Consider the following 17,201-nt stretch of genomic DNA (forward strand, 5'->3'; position numbering starts at 1 on the left):
CCGTGGGGCCCGCCGGGGGCGGATTTCGGTCCCGACTGGCCGGTTCATAAGGACCGGTGGACGGGTGTTCATTGCCCGGACAGGCGCGGACAGACAGGCTCGGCAGCGGCAGTGCCGTTCCGTATGAGGAGAAATGGTGACGAGGTCCGGTCAGGATTATCTGGAATCGCTGCGAGACGGCCGAGAGGTGTGGCTGGACGGCGAGCGCGTCAAGGACGTCACCCGGCACCCCGCCTTCCGCAACACCGCGGGCTCCGTCGCCCGCCTCTTCGACCTCGCGCACGACTCCGCGCACACACCCGTCCTCACCTCGGACGGCGTCCACCGCGCGTACACGATCCCGCGGTCCTACGAGGACCTGGTCGCCCGCCGCCGGGCCTACAAGGTGTGGGCGGAGGCGAGCTTCGGCTTCCTCGGCCGTACGCCCGACTACATGGCCGGCGGCGCCGCCGGGTTCGCCGCGCTCCCGCAGGTCTTCACCACGGAGTCGTTCGACGGAGCCCCCAACGCCCTTGCCTACCACCGGCGGCTCGCCGAGGGCGACCTCTACCCGACGTTCACCATCACCAACCCGCAGATCGACCGGACCCGCTCCGCCTCCGAGCAGGAGGAGGACGACCTGGTGGTCCGCGTCGTCGCCGAGCGGGACGGCGGGATCGTCGTACGCGGCGCCAAGATGATCGGCACCGGCGCCGTCTTCGGCAACGAGGTCATCGTCGGGACGATCGAGCCGCTCGCCCCCAAGGACGTCGAGCACGCGGTGTGCTTCTCCGTGCCGATCGACACCCCGGGCCTGAAGTTCCTGTCCCGCACGTCGTACGAGGCGCAGGCGCGCAGCGTCTTCGACAACCCGCTCTCCTCCCGCTTCGACGAGAACGACGCGCTCCTGGTCTGCGAGGACGTCTTCGTACCGTGGGAGAACGTCCTGGCCTACCGCAACGTCGACGCGAGCTTCTCGATGTGGTGGCGGACCCCGGCGTACGTGAACTTCGTGCACCAGGCCGCCACGCGCTTCTGGACCAAACTGGAGTTCCTCACCGGCCTCGCCATCCTCATCACGAAGGCCAACAACACCTACGAGCTGCCCCCCGTCACCCAGGCCATCGGCCGGCTGATGGGCAAGGTGGCCCAGGCGAAGGCGTTCGTGCTGGCCGCCGAGGCGTCGTACGAGAACGTCGAGGGCGGGCAGGGCGTGCGGCCCGGCAAGGAGATCTCGTACGCGCAGCGCATCATGGCCGGTGAGCTCTACCCGCAGGCCGTGCAGGAGATCAAGATGCTCGCGGGCGGCGGCGTCATCCAGCTGCCGGCGTCCGGCGAGGACCTGCTGCACCCGGAACTCGGGCCGCTGGTGAAGAAGTACATCCGCTCGCCCGGGCACCCCGCCGAGGACCGGATCAAGCTGCTCAAGCTGGCCTGGGACGCGCTCGGTTCGGAGTTCGCCGGACGGCACGAGCAGTACGAGCGCTTCTACCACGGCGCCCCGCACATCTATCTCGTGCAGCAGGTCTGGGAGGGCGACACCGGCGCGTGCGAATCGCTCGCGCAGGCCTGCCTCGACGGGTACACCCTGAAGGCGGGCGGCGGGGAGCGCCCGGCGCTGTGAAGGGCTCTGCCAAGGCGGCCCTCGCGCTGCTCGCCTCCACCCAGCTGCTGCTCATCATGGACACCGCGATCGTCAACGTCGCTCTGCCCTCGATCGGCGAGGACCTCGGCTCGGGCTCGGCGGGTCTGTCGTGGGTGGCCAACGCCTACCTCATCACCTTCGGCGGGCTGCTGCTGCTCGGCGGGCGCGCCGCCGACCTCCTGGGCCACCGGCGGCTGTTCGTCGCCGGACTCGTCCTGCTGGCGGCCGCCTCCGCCGCCGGCGGGCTCGCGCACACCTCCGGCGCGCTCGTGGCCGCCCGCGCCGTCCAGGGCGTGGGGGCCGCGCTGGCCGCGGCGGCGGCGTTCGCCCTGCTGCTGATCCTGTTCCCGCACGGGCCCGCCCGGCACAAGGCGCTCGGCGCGTTCGCGGCGATGGGCGGGCTCGGCGGTGTCCTGGGGACCGTCCTCGGCGGGGTCCTCACCGACCTGCTCGGCTGGCGCTCGACCTTCTGGCTCAACGTGCTGGTCGGGCTGGTCCTCGGCGTACTCGCGCTGCGCCTCCTCGACGGCGGTACGCGCTCCGCCGAGCGCGGCTTCGACGTCGGCGGCGCGCTCGCCGTCACCGGGGGGCTCGGCCTGATCGCGTACGCCCTCGTCGGCGCGGGCGAGGCTGGCCGGCCCGGCGGGCGGACGCTGGCCGCCGGCGGCGCCGGGGTGCTGCTGCTCGTCGTCTTCGCCGTACTGGAGGCAAGGGTCGCGCGCCCGCTGGTACCGCCGGCCGTGCTGCGGCGGCCCGCCCTGCGGCTCGCCAACGCACTGAGCGCGCTCGGCCAGACGGCGCTCTTCCCGATGTTCTTCCTCGTCAGCCTCTACCTCCAGAGCGTGCTCGGTCACTCGCCGCTCTTCGGCGGCCTCGGGCTGCTCCCGCTGTCGGTCGTCGTCGTGCTCACCGCGCCGCAGAGCGGGCGCCTCATCGCCCGCCTCGGACTGCGCTCCACCATGACGCTCGGCTTCGGACTGCTCTTCGTCGGTACGGCCTGGCTGGGCCTCGCGCTCGCCGCCGAAGGCACCTTCTTCTCCACCGTCCTCGCCCCGAGCCTGGTGCTCGGCGTCGCGCTGCCGCTGGTCATGGTCACCACCAATGTGGCCGCGACGGCCGAGGCGTCGCCCGAGGAGACGGGACTCGCCTCCGGACTGGTCAACACCAGCCAGCAGTTCGGCTCGGTGCTCGGTCTCGCGGTCCTCGTCACCGTCGCCACCACCGTCACGGACGCGTCCGCCGGCGCCGCGGCCGAGACGGCGGGCTTCCGGGCCGCGCTGCTCGTCGGCGCCGCCCTCGCCGGCCTCGCCGCGCTGCTCTCCACCCGGTTGCGCCTCCCCGCACCGGCCGAACTCCCGGCACCTCGGGAGCGGGCGGGGGACGCCTTGAAGTAGAGGCCGCGGCGGGCGGTGTCGAGGGGCGCCGCCCGCCCGTGCGCGGGACTCGCCCGCGCTCCGGCGCGCGTCAGGGCGCACTGTACGGCACGGGCCGAACCGCCCGGCGTACGGCGCTCGCGACGGCCGGACACCACGCGAACGGCCGGCCACGAGCCGCCCGCCGCGACTGATACGGGGCCGCCACCACGGACCGCACCACCGCACTGCGCAAGCCTCCGCCGCGCCCACGCCGCGTCGGACCCACGCCGTCGGCCGCACCGCATGGCATCCACCGCATCCCACCGCCCGAGGGGGCCCTTCCATGATCACGCACGTCACGTACCTGCGGGACGCCGCCGACTTCGTCGCGCCCGGTCTCGACGCGCGCAACGAGCCGCGCTACCGGATATCCGAGATACGCCGGGCCGACCCGCTGGCCGCCGACCCGCTGCTCGCCGTACTGCCCGCGATGAACCGCGACGCCGACGTGCCGGCGCTCACCGTCGCCCTGCGCACCCTGCTGCCGCTGCCCGCCGTCGTGGCCCGGTGGAACGTCGTCGAGGCGCTCGCCGCCATGCGCGACCTCGGCATGTTCCTCGGTTCGCTCAAACGGCACGGCACCGAGCCGCTGACCGTCGTCCCCGAGGCCGGGCCGGTCCTGGAGGCGCTGGGGCGGCGTACCGACATGGTGCCGCGCGACACCGTGCACCACTACACGACGTGGAACCCGATCGGCGCGCGCCAGCGCATGTTCACGGGGGAGGAGATGGAGGGCAACCTCCAGGACGCCGTCCGTATGGTCTTCCCCAGCCTCGCCGCCTCGCTCGACACCTGCGCCGCGCTGGCCCGCCTCGAACCGCACGATCCGGGCTTCGCCGTCGCACTCGACCGCACGGCGCAGCACGTCCAGTCGATGGTCGACTCCATCGACTTCACCGTCGCCAACGTCTCCCCGGTCTTCTTCGCCCAGGTCCTGCGCCCGTACTTCGAGGAGGTGGACGTGGCGGGCCACGCCTTCCTCGGACCCGCCGCGGCCCAGGTCCCGCTGTGGCTGGTCGACCTGACGCTGTGGCAGTGCGACCACAACAGCCCGGAGTACGACGCTTTCCTCGCCGAGTCGGTGCGGTACTCGCTGCCCTCCTGGCGCGACTTCCACGCCGCGCACCGCGTCGGCACCTCCGCCGTCTCCCGGCTGGCCGCCGCGACCGACTGGGCGGCCGCCGACCGGCTGTCCCCGCAGCTCGCCGCCTCCGCCGTCTCCCTGGCCCGTGTCCTGCGCATCCTCAAGACCTTCCGGGCGCGCCACATCGGCATCGCCCGCAAGGCGTACAGCGAGGATGTGCGGCTGTACGAGGTGGGCTCCGGCGGCGCGCCGATCGAGCTGCTGCGCTCGGTGCTCGACCTGACCCGGGACAACGAGACCCTCGTGCGCCGCGCCACCGCCCGCCCGCGCACCCCGGTCGCCTCCCACGCCTGAAGGGCCCCATCATGACCCACATCCTGATCGCGGGCGGCGGCATCGCCGGACTCACCGCCGCCCTGAGCCTGCACGCGGCCGGTTTCCGCCGGATCACCGTGGCCGAGGCCGCGCGCGAGATCCAGCCGGTCGGCGCCGGGCTGAACATCATGCCCAACGCCGTGCGCGAACTCGACGCGCTCGGGCTCCTCGGCGTGCTCGACCAGCAGGCCGTGCGCACCCGCGAGCTGCGCTACTACCACTGCTCCGGCGGCCTGATCTCCCGCGAGCCGCGCGGCCTCGGCGCCGGCTACCGCTGGCCGCAGCTCTCGGTCCACCGGGGCCACCTGCAGCTCGCCCTGGCCGCCGCGGTACGGGAGCGGCTGGGCCCGGACGCCGTCGTCGGCGGTGTGCGGGTGTCCCGGGTGACACCGCTGCCGAGCGGCCGGGCGCGCGTGAAGCTGGAGCACCGCGACGACACGACGCGCGGGTACGCCGCGCTGGAGCCCGACGTGCTGATCGGCGCCGACGGCATCCGCTCCACCGTCCGCACCGCCTTCCACCCGGGCAGCGGCGAGCCGCTGTGGAACGGCATGCTCGTGTGGCGCGGCACCTCGCGGATGCCCGCCGAACGGGCCGGCACGTTCATGTGCGTCGCGGGCTCCGACCGGCAGAAGGCCGTGATCTACCCGATGACCGAGCCGGACCCCCGGACCGGGGAGGTCCTGGTCAACTGGGCGCTCGCGATGCCCGCCGAGTCCGTCGACGACGCCGCGCGCGGCGACTGGAACCGGCCGGTCCCGGTCGGCAAGTTCCTGCGGCACTACGAGGGCTGGGAGTTCGACGGCGTCAGCGTCCCGGACGTACTGCGGGCCACCGAGCGCGCGTTCGAGTACCCGATGGTGGACATCGACCCGCTGGAGCGCTGGAGCCACGGCCGTACGACACTGATCGGCGACGCGGCCCACGCCATGTACCCGATCGGGTCGAACGGCGCGACCCAGTCGATCGTCGACGCCCGCGCCCTGGCCCACGCCATGGCCCGGCACGCCGACCCGGCCGAGGCCCTCGCGGCGTACGAGGCCGACCGCAGGCCCGCGATGACCGAACTCCAGCGGGCCAACCGGCGGCTGGGGCCCGAGGTCGTCATCAATCTGGCGCACGAGCGGGCGTCCGGCGGATTCACCGACATCGACGAGGTGATCCCGGCCGAGGAACGGGCGGCCGTCTTCGCCCGGTACGCGGCGACCGGCGCGTTCGACCCGGCCACCGTCAACCTCGGATCGCCGTACGACGTGGGGACGCACGCCCTGCGATGATCCCCAGCGCCCCCGTGCGCCGTGGTGGCGGAGAGCGGGGTGCCACTACCTTCGTGGGGGAAAGGCCGGACACACACCGCCGTGCGTCCGACCCGGTTCGTATGTCCCCTGCGAAGGTGGAACACGTGAAGGCCATTCGTCGATTCACCGTGCGCCCCGTTCTCCCCGATCCCCTACGACCGCTCAGCGACCTCGCCCGCAATCTGCGATGGTCCTGGCACACCGAGACCCGCGACCTGTTCGAGGCCGTGGACCCCGAAGGCTGGGCAGCCTCCGGGGGTGATCCCGTACGGCTGCTCGGCTCCGTACCCGCCGGGCGGCTCACCGAGCTCGCCCAGGACCGGCGGTTCCTGCGCCGGCTGACCGCCGCGGCGGACGACCTGGACGACTACCTGCGCGGCCGGCGGTGGTACCAGTCGCAGTCACCGAACCCGGAACTGCCCGCGGCCATCGCCTACTTCTCCCCCGAGTTCGGGGTCACAGCGGCTCTCCCGCAGTACTCGGGCGGCCTCGGCATCCTCGCCGGGGACCACCTGAAGGCCGCCAGTGACCTCGGCGTACCCCTCATCGGGGTAGGGCTCCTCTACCGGCACGGCTACTTCCGGCAGAGCCTGTCCAGGGAAGGCTGGCAGCAGGAGCACTATCCCCTCCTCGACCCCAACGAACTGCCCGTCTCCCTTCTCCGGGAGGCCGACGGCACCCCCAGCCAGGTCGCGCTGAGCCTGCCCGGCGGGCGGTCTCTGCGGGCCCACATCTGGCAGGCGCGCGTCGGACGCGTACCGCTGCTGATGCTCGACTCGGACGTCGAGGAGAACGCGGCGGGCGAGCGCGACGTCACCGACCGGCTGTACGGCGGGGGCAGCGAGCACCGGCTGCTCCAGGAGATGCTGCTCGGCATCGGCGGGGTGCGGGCCGTCCGCTCGTACTGCCGCCTCACCGGCCACCCCGCGCCCGAGGTGTTCCACACCAACGAGGGCCACGCCGGCTTCCTCGGCCTGGAGCGGATCCGGGAACTGGCCGGCGAAGGGGTGGAATTCGAACCCGCCCTCGAAGCGGTGCGCGCCGGCACCGTCTTCACCACGCACACGCCCGTACCGGCCGGCATCGACCGCTTCGACCGCGAGCTGGTCGCGCGCCACTTCGGCGAGTCCGGCGAGCTGCCGGGCGTCGACGTCGGGCGCATCCTCCAGCTCGGTATGGAGACGTACCCGGGCGGCGAGCCCAACCTGTTCAACATGGCCGTGATGGGCCTGCGCCTCGCCCAGCGGGCCAACGGCGTCTCCACGCTCCACGGCGCGGTCAGCCGCCGGATGTTCTCCGGCCTGTGGCCCGGATTCGACCCCATGGAGGTGCCGATCACCTCCGTCACCAACGGGGTGCACGCGCCGACCTGGGTCGCCCCCGAGGTCATGCGCCTGGGGGCGCGGCAGATCGGTGAGGGCCGCGCCGAGGACGCCCTGTCGGTCGGGTCCGGCGGCTCCGCCGACGGCGGACAGCGCTGGGACGCCGTCGCCGGCATCGCGGACACCGACATCTGGGACCTGCGGCGCACCCTGCGCGAACAGCTGGTCCAGGAGGTACGGGAGCGCCTGCGCGCCTCCTGGCGCCAGCGCGGGGCCGGGGACGCGGAACTCGGGTGGATCGACGGCGTGCTCGACCCGGACGTCCTGACGATCGGCTTCGCGCGGCGCGTCCCGTCGTACAAGCGCCTCACCCTGATGCTGCGCGACCGCGACCGGCTGATGGAGATGCTGCTCCACCCGGACAGGCCGGTGCAGATCGTCGTGGCGGGCAAGGCCCACCCGGCGGACGACGGCGGGAAGCGGCTGGTGCAGGAGCTGGTGCGGTTCGCGGACGACCCGCGGGTGCGCCACCGGATCGTCTTCCTGCCCGACTACGGCATGGGCATGGCGAAGAAGCTCTATCCGGGCTGCGACGTCTGGCTCAATAACCCGCTGCGCCCGCTGGAGGCGTGCGGAACGAGCGGCATGAAGGCCGCGCTCAACGGCTGCCTCAACCTGTCGGTTCTCGACGGCTGGTGGGACGAGTGGTTCGAGCCGGACTTCGGCTGGGCCATCCCGACCGCCGACGGTGCGGCGACCAGTGAGGACCGGCGCGACGAGCTGGAGGCCAACGCGCTGTACGAGCTCATCGAGCAGCGCGTCGCGCCCCGCTTCTACGACCGGGGCCGCGGCGGGCTGCCCGACCGGTGGATCGAGATGGTCCGTCAGACCCTGGTCAGGCTCGGCCCGAAGGTGCTCGCGGGACGCATGGTGCGGGAGTACGTCGAGAGGCTGTACGCCCCGGCCGCCGAGGCGCACCGCGCGATGGTCCCCGAGGCTGCCCGGGAACTGGCCCGGTGGAAGGCGCGAGTGCGCGCCGCCTGGCCGAAGGTCGCGGTGGACCACGTCGAGGCGCTGGCGGCGACCCCGGTCAACGGCACGGCGGAGCTGGGCTCGACGCTGAGCCTGCGGGTCCGGGTGGCGCTCGGCCCGCTGGGCCCCGACGACGTGGAGGTGCAGGCGGTCGCCGGCCGGGTCGACCCGGACGACGCGATCGGCGAGGCGCGGACCTTCCCGCTGAAACCGGCGGGTGGCCCGGACCTGGAGGGCCGCTGGATGTACGAGGGCCCGCTGGCCCTCGACCGCACGGGACCCTTCGGCTACACCGTCCGGATACTGCCGTCCCACCGCCTGCTGCCGCACAACGCGGACCTGGGCCTGGTGGCACTGCCGACGGAGGCGACGGGTGAGGGCGCGGGCGTGCTGATGCGCTGACGGCCCGTACCGGTCCATGGAACAGCCCTGCGGGAACGGTGGTCCGCTCCCGCAGGGCTGGTCTGCGTTCGAGGCGCCTTATGGGAAGGTCACCTTGAAGCTGTTGATGTAGCCGGTGTCCTGCGCGGCCACGTCCTGGACCTTGAGCTTCCAGACGCCGTTGGCCGTCTCGGACGACGCGTTGACCGTGTAGGACGCGACGACGTTGTCGGCCGAGTCCGAGCCGCTGGAGTTCTTCAGCCGGTACGCCGTACCGTCAGGGGCCAGCAGATCGACGACCAGGTCACCGCGCCAGGTGTGGACGATGTTCACGTCGACCTTGAGGTTGCTGGGCGCCGCACCCGTCTTGGTCGAGGTGACCGACGAGGTCACCGCCGCGCCGTTGTCCGGGATGGCGACATCGGTGGTGTTCTCGAACGACGTGCCGGTGCCCGGGTCGCCGCCGCCGGGACGCGTCCCGACGTTGACGCCGGCCCACGCGTCGGCGACGGCCTTGTACTCGGCGCTGGTGGTGCCGTACAGCTCACCGGCGACCGCGAGCGTGCCGGTGCGCGCACCCGCGTAGTTGGTCGAGGAGCTGAACTTGGTGGTGAGCGCCTTGAACCAGATCTGCGCGGCCTTCTCCCGGCCGATGCCGGTCACCGGCAGGCCGTCGGAGGTCGGCGAGTCGTAGCTGACGCCGTTGACGGTCTTGGCGCCGCTGCCCTCGGAGAGCAGGTAGAACCAGTGGTTCGCCGGGCCGGACGAGTAGTGGACGTCGATGCCGCCGATGCCCGAGTACCAGGCGTCCTTCGAGGAACCGTCCCTGCTCGGCTTGTCCATGTAGCGCAGCGGCGTGCCGTTGCCCCGGATGTCGATCTTCTCGCCGACCAGGTAGTCGCCGAGGTCCTTCGGGTTGTTGGCGGCGAACTCGACGGCGGCGGCGAAGATGTCGGAGGTGGCTTCGTTGAGGCCGCCCGACTCGCCGCTGTAGACGAGGCCGGCGGTGTTGGAGGTGATGCCGTGCGTCATCTCGTGCGCGGCGACGTCGATCGAGGTGAGCGGCTTGGTGTTGCCGGCCCCGTCGCCGTACGTCATGCAGAAGCAGGAGTCCGACCAGAAGGCGTTGACGTACGCGTTGCCGTAGTGGACCCGGGAGTACGCGCCGACGCCGTCACCGCGGATGCCGCTGCGGCCGTGCACGTTCTTGAAGTAGTCCCAGGTCAGTCCCGCCCCGTACGCCGCGTCCGCACCCGCGGTCTCCAGGTTCTGCGGGGTGCCGTCGCCCCAGACGTCGTCCGGCCCCGAGAAGAGGGTGCCGGTGCCGGACGTACCCCGGTTGAGGTTGTACGTCTTGTGGTTGCCGCGCCCGGTGTCGGTCAGCGTGTACGAGGGGGCGGAGCCCACCGTCACCTGGCCGCTGTACTGGGTGTTGCCGGTGCCGTTGTGGATGGCCTGCCACTCGAAGATCTTCTTGCCGGTGGAGGCGTCCGTGACGACGTGCAGCTCGTTCGGGGTGCCGTCGTGCTGCAGGCCGCCGACGACCGTCTCGTACGCCAGCGTGGGCTTGCCCTGCCCCATCCACACCACCTTGCGCGGGGCGCGGTCGGCCTCGGTCTTCTTCGAGCCCTCGGCCTTCGCCGCGGCCAGCGCCTGCTTCTCCGCGGTGGCGGGTGCCACCTCGGCGCTCAGGTCGACGGACGTGAGCCGCTCCCTGGACGCCTTGGTCACGCCCTCGGTCTTCCCCGCCTTCGTCTCCGCGACGATCAGGTCGCCACCGAGGACCGGGAGTCCGTCGTACGTGCGCTCGTACCGCGTGTGGGTGGTCCCGTCGCGGTCCTGGACGACGTCGCGTACGGCGAGCTTCTCCTTCGCTCCCAGGCCGAGTTCCCTGGCGGTGGCCGCCTTCATGGCGTTGGCCTCGCGTATGAGCTCGGCGCGCTGGGCGGGGGAGAGTTTCGCGGGCAGTGCGCCCGGGTCCGCCTTCCCCGCGGCGGCGGTCTTCTGGGCGGCGGTCCTGGCGTCGTCGGCCGTCGCGGTGCCGGCCTGTACGCCGACCGTCAGCAGCGCTGCGGCGGTCAGCAGCGCACCGGCCGCGGTGGCACGTCGTCTGGGCGTGGATCTCACGCGAACTCCTTCTGCAAGGGGGGTGGCGGGCGGCTTGGGTGGGCTGCCCGGGCAGAGCCGTGCGGAGCAAGGTGAAGCGCGGAACGGGGGAAGAGTGGCAGGAGTGCGGACCTCCTGTCAGGAGCGCGTCAAGAAGTTGGCCGGAAATCGTCCGTTGCCCGAATAGTCATGTTCGCTAAGCGGACGTTTCACGGGCTGTCACCGAGCCCCGGTAGTGGCGTCCGGGGCCCCGCCCGTAGCCGCGGGGCACGATGTCGCCCGCTGACCGGTTCGGTGCGTTCCGCAGGACGGTGACGCGGGGAGAGGCGGCCGGGCTGCTGCGCGCGCCGTCAGGCCAGACTGTCCCGCCAGGCCCGGTGCAGGTGGGCGAAGCGCCCCGCACCGGAGATGAGGGCGGCGGGGGAACCGTCCTCGACGATGCGGCCCTGCTCCATGACCAGCACCCGGTCGGCGATCTCCACCGTCGACAGCCGATGCGCGATCACCACCGCCGTACGTCCCCGCAGCACGGTGTCCATCGCGCGCTGCACCGCCCGCTCGCCGGGGACGTCCAGGGACGAGGTGGCCTCGTCGAGGATCAGCACCGCCGGGTCGGCGAGCAGCGCGCGGGCGAACGCGACCAGTTGACGCTGCCCGGCCGAGATCCGGCCGCCCCGCTTGCGTACGTCCGTGTCGTACCCCTCGGGCAGGCCGGCGACGAAGTCGTGCGCGCCGATCGCCTTCGCGGCCTGCTCGATGTCCTCCCGGGCGGCGTCGGGGCGGCCGATGGCGATGTTCTCGGCGACCGTGCCGGAGAACAGGAACGCCTCCTGGGTCACCATGACCACCCCGCGCCGCAGTTCGGGCACGGCCAGGTCGCGCAGGTCGGTGCCGTCGAGCAGGACGCGGCCCTCGGTCGGGTCGTAGAAGCGCGCCAGGAGCTTGGCGAGCGTCGACTTGCCCGCGCCCGTCGAGCCGACGACGGCGACGGTCTGGCCGGCCGGCAGGGTCAGGCTGAAGCGCGGCAGGACCTCGCCGCCCGTGCGGTAGGCGAAGCTGACGCCGTCGAAGACGACCTCCCGCCCCGGCCCGCCGCCGGCCGGGGCGGGCAGCGCGCGTGGCACGGCGGGCTCGCGGACGGTGGGAACCTGGGCGAGCAGGCCGGCGATCTTCTCCAGGGAAGCGGCCGCCGACTGGTAGGAGTTGAGGAACATCCCGAGCCGGTCGATCGGGTCGTAGAGCCGCCGCAGATAGAGCACGGACGCGGCGAGGACGCCGAGCGCCAGGGCGCCCTCGGCGACCTGGTGGGCGCCCCACAGCACGATCCCGGCGACCGTCGTGTTGGCGACCAGCCGCGACCCGACGACGTACCGCGCCATCTCCAGCAGGCCGTCGCCGTTCGTCCGCTCGTGGCGGTGGTTGAGCGCCCGGAACTCCACGTCGTTCGCCCGCTCGCGGCGGAAGGCCCGCACGGGCCGGATCCCGTTCATCGTCTCCGCGAACTTCACGATGACGGCCGCGATCGCCGTCGACCGGTGGGCGAACACGACCGAGACGCGGCGCCGGTAGCGCCGGACCAGGAGGTACAGCGGCGCGAACGACAGCACCGCGAGCCCGCCGATGCCCACGTCGAGCCAGAGCAGCAGGGCGCAGATGTAGACGCAGGAGAGGATGACACCGATCAGCTCCTGCAGGCCCTCGCCGAGCAGTTGCCGCAGGGACTCCACGTCGGTCGTCGACCGCGAGATCAGCCGCCCGGACGTGTACCGCTCGTGGAAGTCGACGCTCAACGCCTGCGCGTGCCGGAAGATCCTGCCGCGCAGATCGAGCAGTACGTCCTGGTTGACGCGGGCGGAGACCCGGATGAAGGCGTAGTGGAGCAGGCCCGCGCCGACCGAGCACACCAGGTACCCGGCCGCGACGACGACCAGTGGCCCGAAGTCGTCGCGGCGCAGCGCCGGTACGCCCCGGTCGATGGCGTACGCGACGAGCAGCGGACCGGCCTGCACGGCGGCCTGCTGGAGCAGCAGGAGGAGCGTGGCGACCGCCACCCTGGCCCGCCGTGGCCGCAGCAGCGAACGCAGCAGCGCCCCCGTCGCCCCCTTCGGCGCGGGCAGAGCGTCCCGGTCGAACGGGTCCCCGCCCCCCTCGGGCCGGGCCTGCGGCCGGGGCTCCGTCCGCGCCTGCGGCTGGCGGGGCGGCCCGGTGTCCGGGGGCCTCTGGTCGTTCGGGCGGTCGTCCGCGGTGGTGGTCATGCCGTGTCCCCCTTCTCGCCGGCGGTCCGGCCGTCGCTCGTCCCGCCGTCGCCCGCCCCGGACATCAGCCAGGCGTACTCGTCGCTGGTGCGCAGCAGCTCCTGATGGGTGCCGACCGCCGTGACCCGGCCGCCGGAGAGCAGCGCCACCCGGTCCGCGAGCAGCACCGTGGACGGGCGGTGCGCGACGACCAGCGCGGTGGTGTCCGCGAGGACGCGCCGCAGTGCGGCCTCCACCAGCGCCTCGGTGTGCACGTCCAGGGCCGACAGCGGATCGTCGAGCACCAGGAAACGCGGCCTGCCGACCACCGCCCTGGCCAGCGCGAGCCGCTGTCGCTGCCCGCCGGACAGACTCAGCCCCTGCTCGCCGACCTGGGTGGCCGCGCCCTCGGGCAGCCGGTGCACGAAGTGGGCCTGGGCGGTGTCCAGCGCCCGCTCCAGATCGGCCTCGCCCGCGCCGCCGCCCGCGCCCATCAGCACGTTCTCGCCGACGCTCGCGGAGAACAGCGTGGGCTCCTCGAAGGCCACGGACACCAGCTCCCGCAGCCGCTCGCGGGGCATCGCGGTGATGTCCTGCCCGTCTAGCGTGATCCGCCCGCCCGTCACCTCGTGCAGCCGGGGGACGAGCGCGGTGAGCGTCGTCTTGCCGCTGCCGGTGGCCCCGACGAGGGCCATGGTCTCGCCGGGCCGTACGTGCAGATCGACCCGGGCCAGTACGGGCGGCGTCCCCTCGGGCGCGTCGGGGTAGCGGAACTCGACGGCGTCGAACACCATCCCGTCCCGGCCGGCGGTCGCCGGGGGCGACGGCGGCGCGCCGCCCCCTGCCGTCTCCTCCGGCGCGTCCATCACCTCGAAATACCGCTCGGTCGCCGTCGCCGCGTCCTGGCTGATCGCGAGCAGGAAGCCGATCGACTCCACTGGCCACCGCAGGGCCAGCGCCGTCGACAGGAACGCCACCAGCGTGCCCGCCGACAGCCCTCCGTCGGCGACCTGGACGGTGCCGAGGACGAGCGCCGCCCCGATCGCCAGTTCCGGCAGGGCGGTGATGGTCGTCCAGATGCCCGCCAGCAGCCGGGCCTTGACCAGCTCGGTGCCCCGGAGGGTCAGCGACAGCTCCCGGAACGCCCGGGCCTGACTGCGGTGGCGGCCGAATCCCTTGATGACGCGGATGCCCAGCACGCTCTCCTCGACGACCGTGGTCAGATCACCGACCTGGTCCTGGGAACGCCGCGCGACCAGCGAGTACTTCGACTCGAAGAGGGAACACAGCACCACCAGCGGCACCGCCGGCGCCAGCAGCACCAGCCCCAGCGACCACTGCTGCTGTAGCAGGATGACGAACCCGACGAGGATCGTCACCCCATTGACCAGCAGGAACGTCAGGGGAAACGCCAGGAACATCCGCAGCAGCATCAGATCCGTGGTCCCGCGTGACAACAACTGCCCCGACGGCCACTGGTCGTGGAAGGCCACCGGCAGCCGCTGGAGATGCCGGTACAGGTCGTCGCGCATCGCCGCCTCCACCCCGGCCAGCGGCCGGGCCACCAGCCACCGCCGGAGCCCGAAGAGCGCCGCCTCCGCGAGCCCGAGCAGCAGCAGGTACAGCGCCCCCAGCCACACCCCGCCCGGGTCCCGCTCCGCGACCGGACCGTCCACGATCCACTTCAGGACGAGCGGGATGACCAGGCTCAGGCAGGAGGCCAGCACCGCCACGAACGCCGCCCAGGCCAGCCGCTCGCGCACCGGGCGCACGTAAGGCCACAGGCGCAGCAGGGAACGTACGGCCGATCGGTTCCTGGTGGGTGCATCCGCTCCGGTCATCAGGATCGAGCGTACGGTTCACCACTGACAGCGCTCATGGGTTTTTGGCCGCACCCGCCTTCAGCAGGAGCACCGACCGGGCCGGCACGGTGATGGCCCCGCCCGCCCGGTGCACCGTCCCCGGTCCGTCCTCCTGGCTCTCCCGCGAGGTGTCGACGACCAGTTCGTACGTCCGCGCCCACGGCGGCCCGGGCAGGGTGAAATCGACCGGAGTGTCCGCCGCGTGGAGTACGGCGAGAAAGCTGTCGTCCGTGATCTTCGCACCGCGCGCGTCGCGCCCCGGGATGTCGCGGCCGGACAGGTAGAGCCCCACGGTCGAGGCCGGCGCGTACCAGTCCTGCTGCGTCATCTCCTCCCCGCGCGGGGTGAACCACGCCAGGTCGCGCAACCCGTCCGCCGCCTGCGGCCGCCCCGAGAAGAAGGCGCGCCGGCGCAGCACCGGATGCGCGTGGCGCAGGGCCAGGAGGCGCGAGGTCAGCCGGAACAGCTCCCGCCAGCCGGGGTCCTCCAGCAGCGACCAGTCGACCCAGCCGACCTCGTTGTCCTGGCAGTACGCGTTGTTGTTGCCGCCCTGCGTACGCCCCATCTCGTCGCCCGCGACCAGCATCGGCACGCCCGTCGACAGCAGCAGTGTCGTCACCAGGTTGCGCAGCTGCCGCCGGCGCAGCGCGTTCACCCCGGCGTCCTCGGTCTCGCCCTCGGCGCCGCAGTTCCACGAACGGTTGTCGTTCGTCCCGTCCCGGTTGCCCTCGCCGTTCGCGGCGTTCTGCTTCTGGTGGTACGAGACGAGGTCCCGCAGCGTGAAGCCGTCGTGCGCGGTGACGAAGTTGACCGACGCGTACGGGCGACGGCCGCCCCACGCGTACAGGTCGCTCGACCCCGAGAGCCGGTAGCCCAGGTCCCGGACGTCCGGCAGCGCTCCGCGCCAGAAGTCCCGTACGGCGTCCCGGTAGTGGTCGTTCCACTCCGTCCACAGCGGCGGGAACGCGCCGACCTGGTAGCCGCCGCTGCCCACGTCCCACGGCTCGGCGATCAGCTTCACCCGCCGCAGCACCGGGTCCTGCGCGATGACCGCGAGGAACGGCGACAGCATGTCGACGTCGTGCATCGAGCGCGCGAGCGCCGCCGCCAGGTCGAAGCGGAAGCCGTCCACGCCCATCTCGGTCACCCAGTACCGGAGCGAGTCCGTGATCAGCCGCAGCACGTTCGGCTGGACGACGTGCAGGGTGTTCCCGCACCCCGTGTAGTCGGCGTACCGTCTGGCGTCGTTCTGGAGGCGGTAGTAGCCGCGGTTGTCGATGCCGCGCAGGGACAGCGTGGGCCCGAGCTCGCCCGCCTCGGCGGTGTGGTTGTAGACGACGTCGAGGATCACCTCGATGCCGGCCGCGTGCAGGGCGCGCACCATCGCCTTGAACTCGCCGACCTGCTGCCCCGCCGTCCCCGACGCCGCGTACCCCGCGTGCGGCGCGAAGTAGCCGATGGAGTTGTAGCCCCAGTAGTTGCGCAGACCGCGCCGCAGCAGATGGTCCTCGTGGGCGAACTGGTGCACCGGCAGCAGCTCCACGGCCGTCACCCCCAGCCGCTGGAGGTGCTCGACCGCCGCCGGGTGCCCGAGTCCGGCGTACGTGCCGCGCAGCTCCTCGGGGATGCCCGGGTGCAGCTTGGTGAAGCCGCGCACGTGCAGTTCGTAGATGACGGTGTCGGCCCACGGCGTCTTGGGCCGCCGGTCGTCGACCCACTCGTCGTCCGGCGCCTCGTCGTGCACCACCACCCCCTTGGGGACGAACGGCGCCGAGTCGCGGTCGTCGCGCACGGTGTCCGCGACGCTCTGCTGCGGCCAGTCCCTGACGTGCCCGTACACCTCGCCGGGCAGGGTGAAGTCGCCGTCGACGGCCCGCGCGTACGGGTCGAGGAGCAGCTTCGCGTGGTTCCAGCGGGCGCCGGTCCAGGGATCCCAGCGGCCGTGCACCCGGAAGCCGTAGCGCTGTCCCGCCCGTACGCCGGGTACGAAGCCGTGCCAGATCTCGTGGGTGAGCTCGGTCAGCGGGCAGCGCCGCTCGGTGCCGTCCGCGTCGAAGAGGCACACCTCGACGGCCTCGGCCCCGCCCGCCCACAGCGCGAAGTTGGTGCCCGCCACGCCGTCGGGTCCGACGCGAAAGCGCGCCCCGAGCGGGGTCGGCGCACCGGGCCACACGGGCGGCCCGCCCCGGTCGTGGCCCGGGCGGTGCCCGTTGACCGCCGCCGGGACGGGCGCGGACGCGGGGCGGTCGTCGCCCACCGCCTCGGGCACCGCTGCCCGCACCGCCTCCTGTACTGCCTCCTGCTCGGGTGCGCTGGACACCTGTAAGCCTCCCGCGGCTCGTTGGGACCGGCGGATCCTGAGACCGTACGGCGTCCCGGCCGTGGCCCCCTCGCGCGTTCCTCCCACCTGTTCTTCCCGGAACAGCGGTCGTACTCACGTTTCCCCTGGAGGGGCGCGGTCGTTGGGC

General features: G+C 72.8%; 9 protein-coding genes. 5 read left to right on the top strand and 4 right to left on the bottom strand.

All coding sequences use genetic code 11. The annotated features are described in order from the left end of the window. Positions 1–133: 133 nt before the first annotated feature. The 5 genes from IE185_RS06890 (at position 134) to glgP (ending at position 8,552) form a co-directional block, all read left to right on the top strand. The gene (locus tag IE185_RS06890; RefSeq protein WP_229843383.1) at positions 134–1,603 is read left to right on the top strand and encodes a 4-hydroxyphenylacetate 3-hydroxylase family protein; all 1,470 of its coding nucleotides are present in this window, start codon (positions 134–136) and stop codon (positions 1,601–1,603) included. Beyond that, positions 1,600–3,018, top strand: coding sequence for an MFS transporter (locus IE185_RS06895; RefSeq protein ID WP_138894514.1), 1,419 nt, complete (start codon positions 1,600–1,602; stop codon positions 3,016–3,018). Before IE185_RS06890 ends, IE185_RS06895 begins: the two co-directional genes overlap by 4 nt. Before the next feature lie 304 nt (positions 3,019–3,322). Next, positions 3,323–4,477: a monodechloroaminopyrrolnitrin synthase PrnB family protein gene (locus IE185_RS06900; RefSeq protein ID WP_138894513.1), complete on the top strand. Its 1,155-nt coding sequence runs from the start codon at positions 3,323–3,325 to the stop codon at positions 4,475–4,477. A gap of 11 nt (positions 4,478–4,488) precedes the next feature. Beyond that, positions 4,489–5,775 carry a flavin-dependent oxidoreductase gene (locus tag IE185_RS06905; RefSeq protein WP_138894512.1) on the top strand — a complete coding sequence of 429 codons (1,287 nt, stop codon included), beginning with the start codon at positions 4,489–4,491 and terminating at the stop codon, positions 5,773–5,775. A 125-nt stretch (positions 5,776–5,900) separates the two neighbouring features. After that, positions 5,901–8,552: an alpha-glucan family phosphorylase gene (glgP, locus tag IE185_RS06910; protein WP_138894511.1), complete on the top strand. Its 2,652-nt coding sequence runs from the start codon at positions 5,901–5,903 to the stop codon at positions 8,550–8,552. 78 nt (positions 8,553–8,630) lie between these two features. Here glgP and IE185_RS06915 read toward each other — a convergent pair whose 3' ends face one another. The 4 genes from IE185_RS06915 to glgX all read right to left on the bottom strand — a co-directional run bounded on the left by IE185_RS06915 (position 8,631) and on the right by glgX (position 17,053). Next, positions 8,631–10,658 (bottom strand): M4 family metallopeptidase, encoded by a 2,028-nt coding sequence (locus IE185_RS06915; protein ID WP_138894510.1) that lies wholly within the window; start codon positions 10,656–10,658, stop codon positions 8,631–8,633. A 329-nt stretch (positions 10,659–10,987) separates the two neighbouring features. Then, positions 10,988–12,892, bottom strand: coding sequence for an ABC transporter ATP-binding protein (locus tag IE185_RS06920; RefSeq protein WP_138894509.1), 1,905 nt, complete (start codon positions 12,890–12,892; stop codon positions 10,988–10,990). Beyond that, positions 12,889–14,712, bottom strand: a complete 1,824-nt coding sequence (locus IE185_RS06925) for an ABC transporter ATP-binding protein (protein ID WP_138894508.1) — start codon at positions 14,710–14,712, stop codon at positions 12,889–12,891. Before IE185_RS06925 ends, IE185_RS06920 begins: the two co-directional genes overlap by 4 nt. 34 nt (positions 14,713–14,746) lie before the next feature. Continuing rightward, positions 14,747–17,053, bottom strand: coding sequence for a glycogen debranching protein GlgX (gene glgX, locus IE185_RS06930; RefSeq protein WP_167518903.1), 2,307 nt, complete (start codon positions 17,051–17,053; stop codon positions 14,747–14,749). Between the last annotated feature and the right edge of the window lie 148 nt (positions 17,054–17,201).

This window comes from Streptomyces chryseus (assembly GCF_014650755.1).
Taxonomy (GTDB): Bacteria; Actinomycetota; Actinomycetes; order Streptomycetales; family Streptomycetaceae; genus Streptomyces; species Streptomyces chryseus.

Bases quoted from the DNA above. Each gene is read 5' to 3' on its own strand.
- IE185_RS06925 (WP_138894508.1), bottom strand. From the start codon at position 14,712: ATGACCGGAGCGGATGCACCCACCAGGAACCGATCGGCCGTACGTTCC.
- IE185_RS06905 (WP_138894512.1), top strand. From the start codon at position 4,489: ATGACCCACATCCTGATCGCGGGCGGCGGCATCGCCGGACTCACCGCC.
- IE185_RS06900 (WP_138894513.1), top strand. From the start codon at position 3,323: ATGATCACGCACGTCACGTACCTGCGGGACGCCGCCGACTTCGTCGCG.
- IE185_RS06890 (WP_229843383.1), top strand. From the start codon at position 134: ATGGTGACGAGGTCCGGTCAGGATTATCTGGAATCGCTGCGAGACGGC.
- IE185_RS06920 (WP_138894509.1), bottom strand. From the start codon at position 12,892: ATGACCACCACCGCGGACGACCGCCCGAACGACCAGAGGCCCCCGGAC.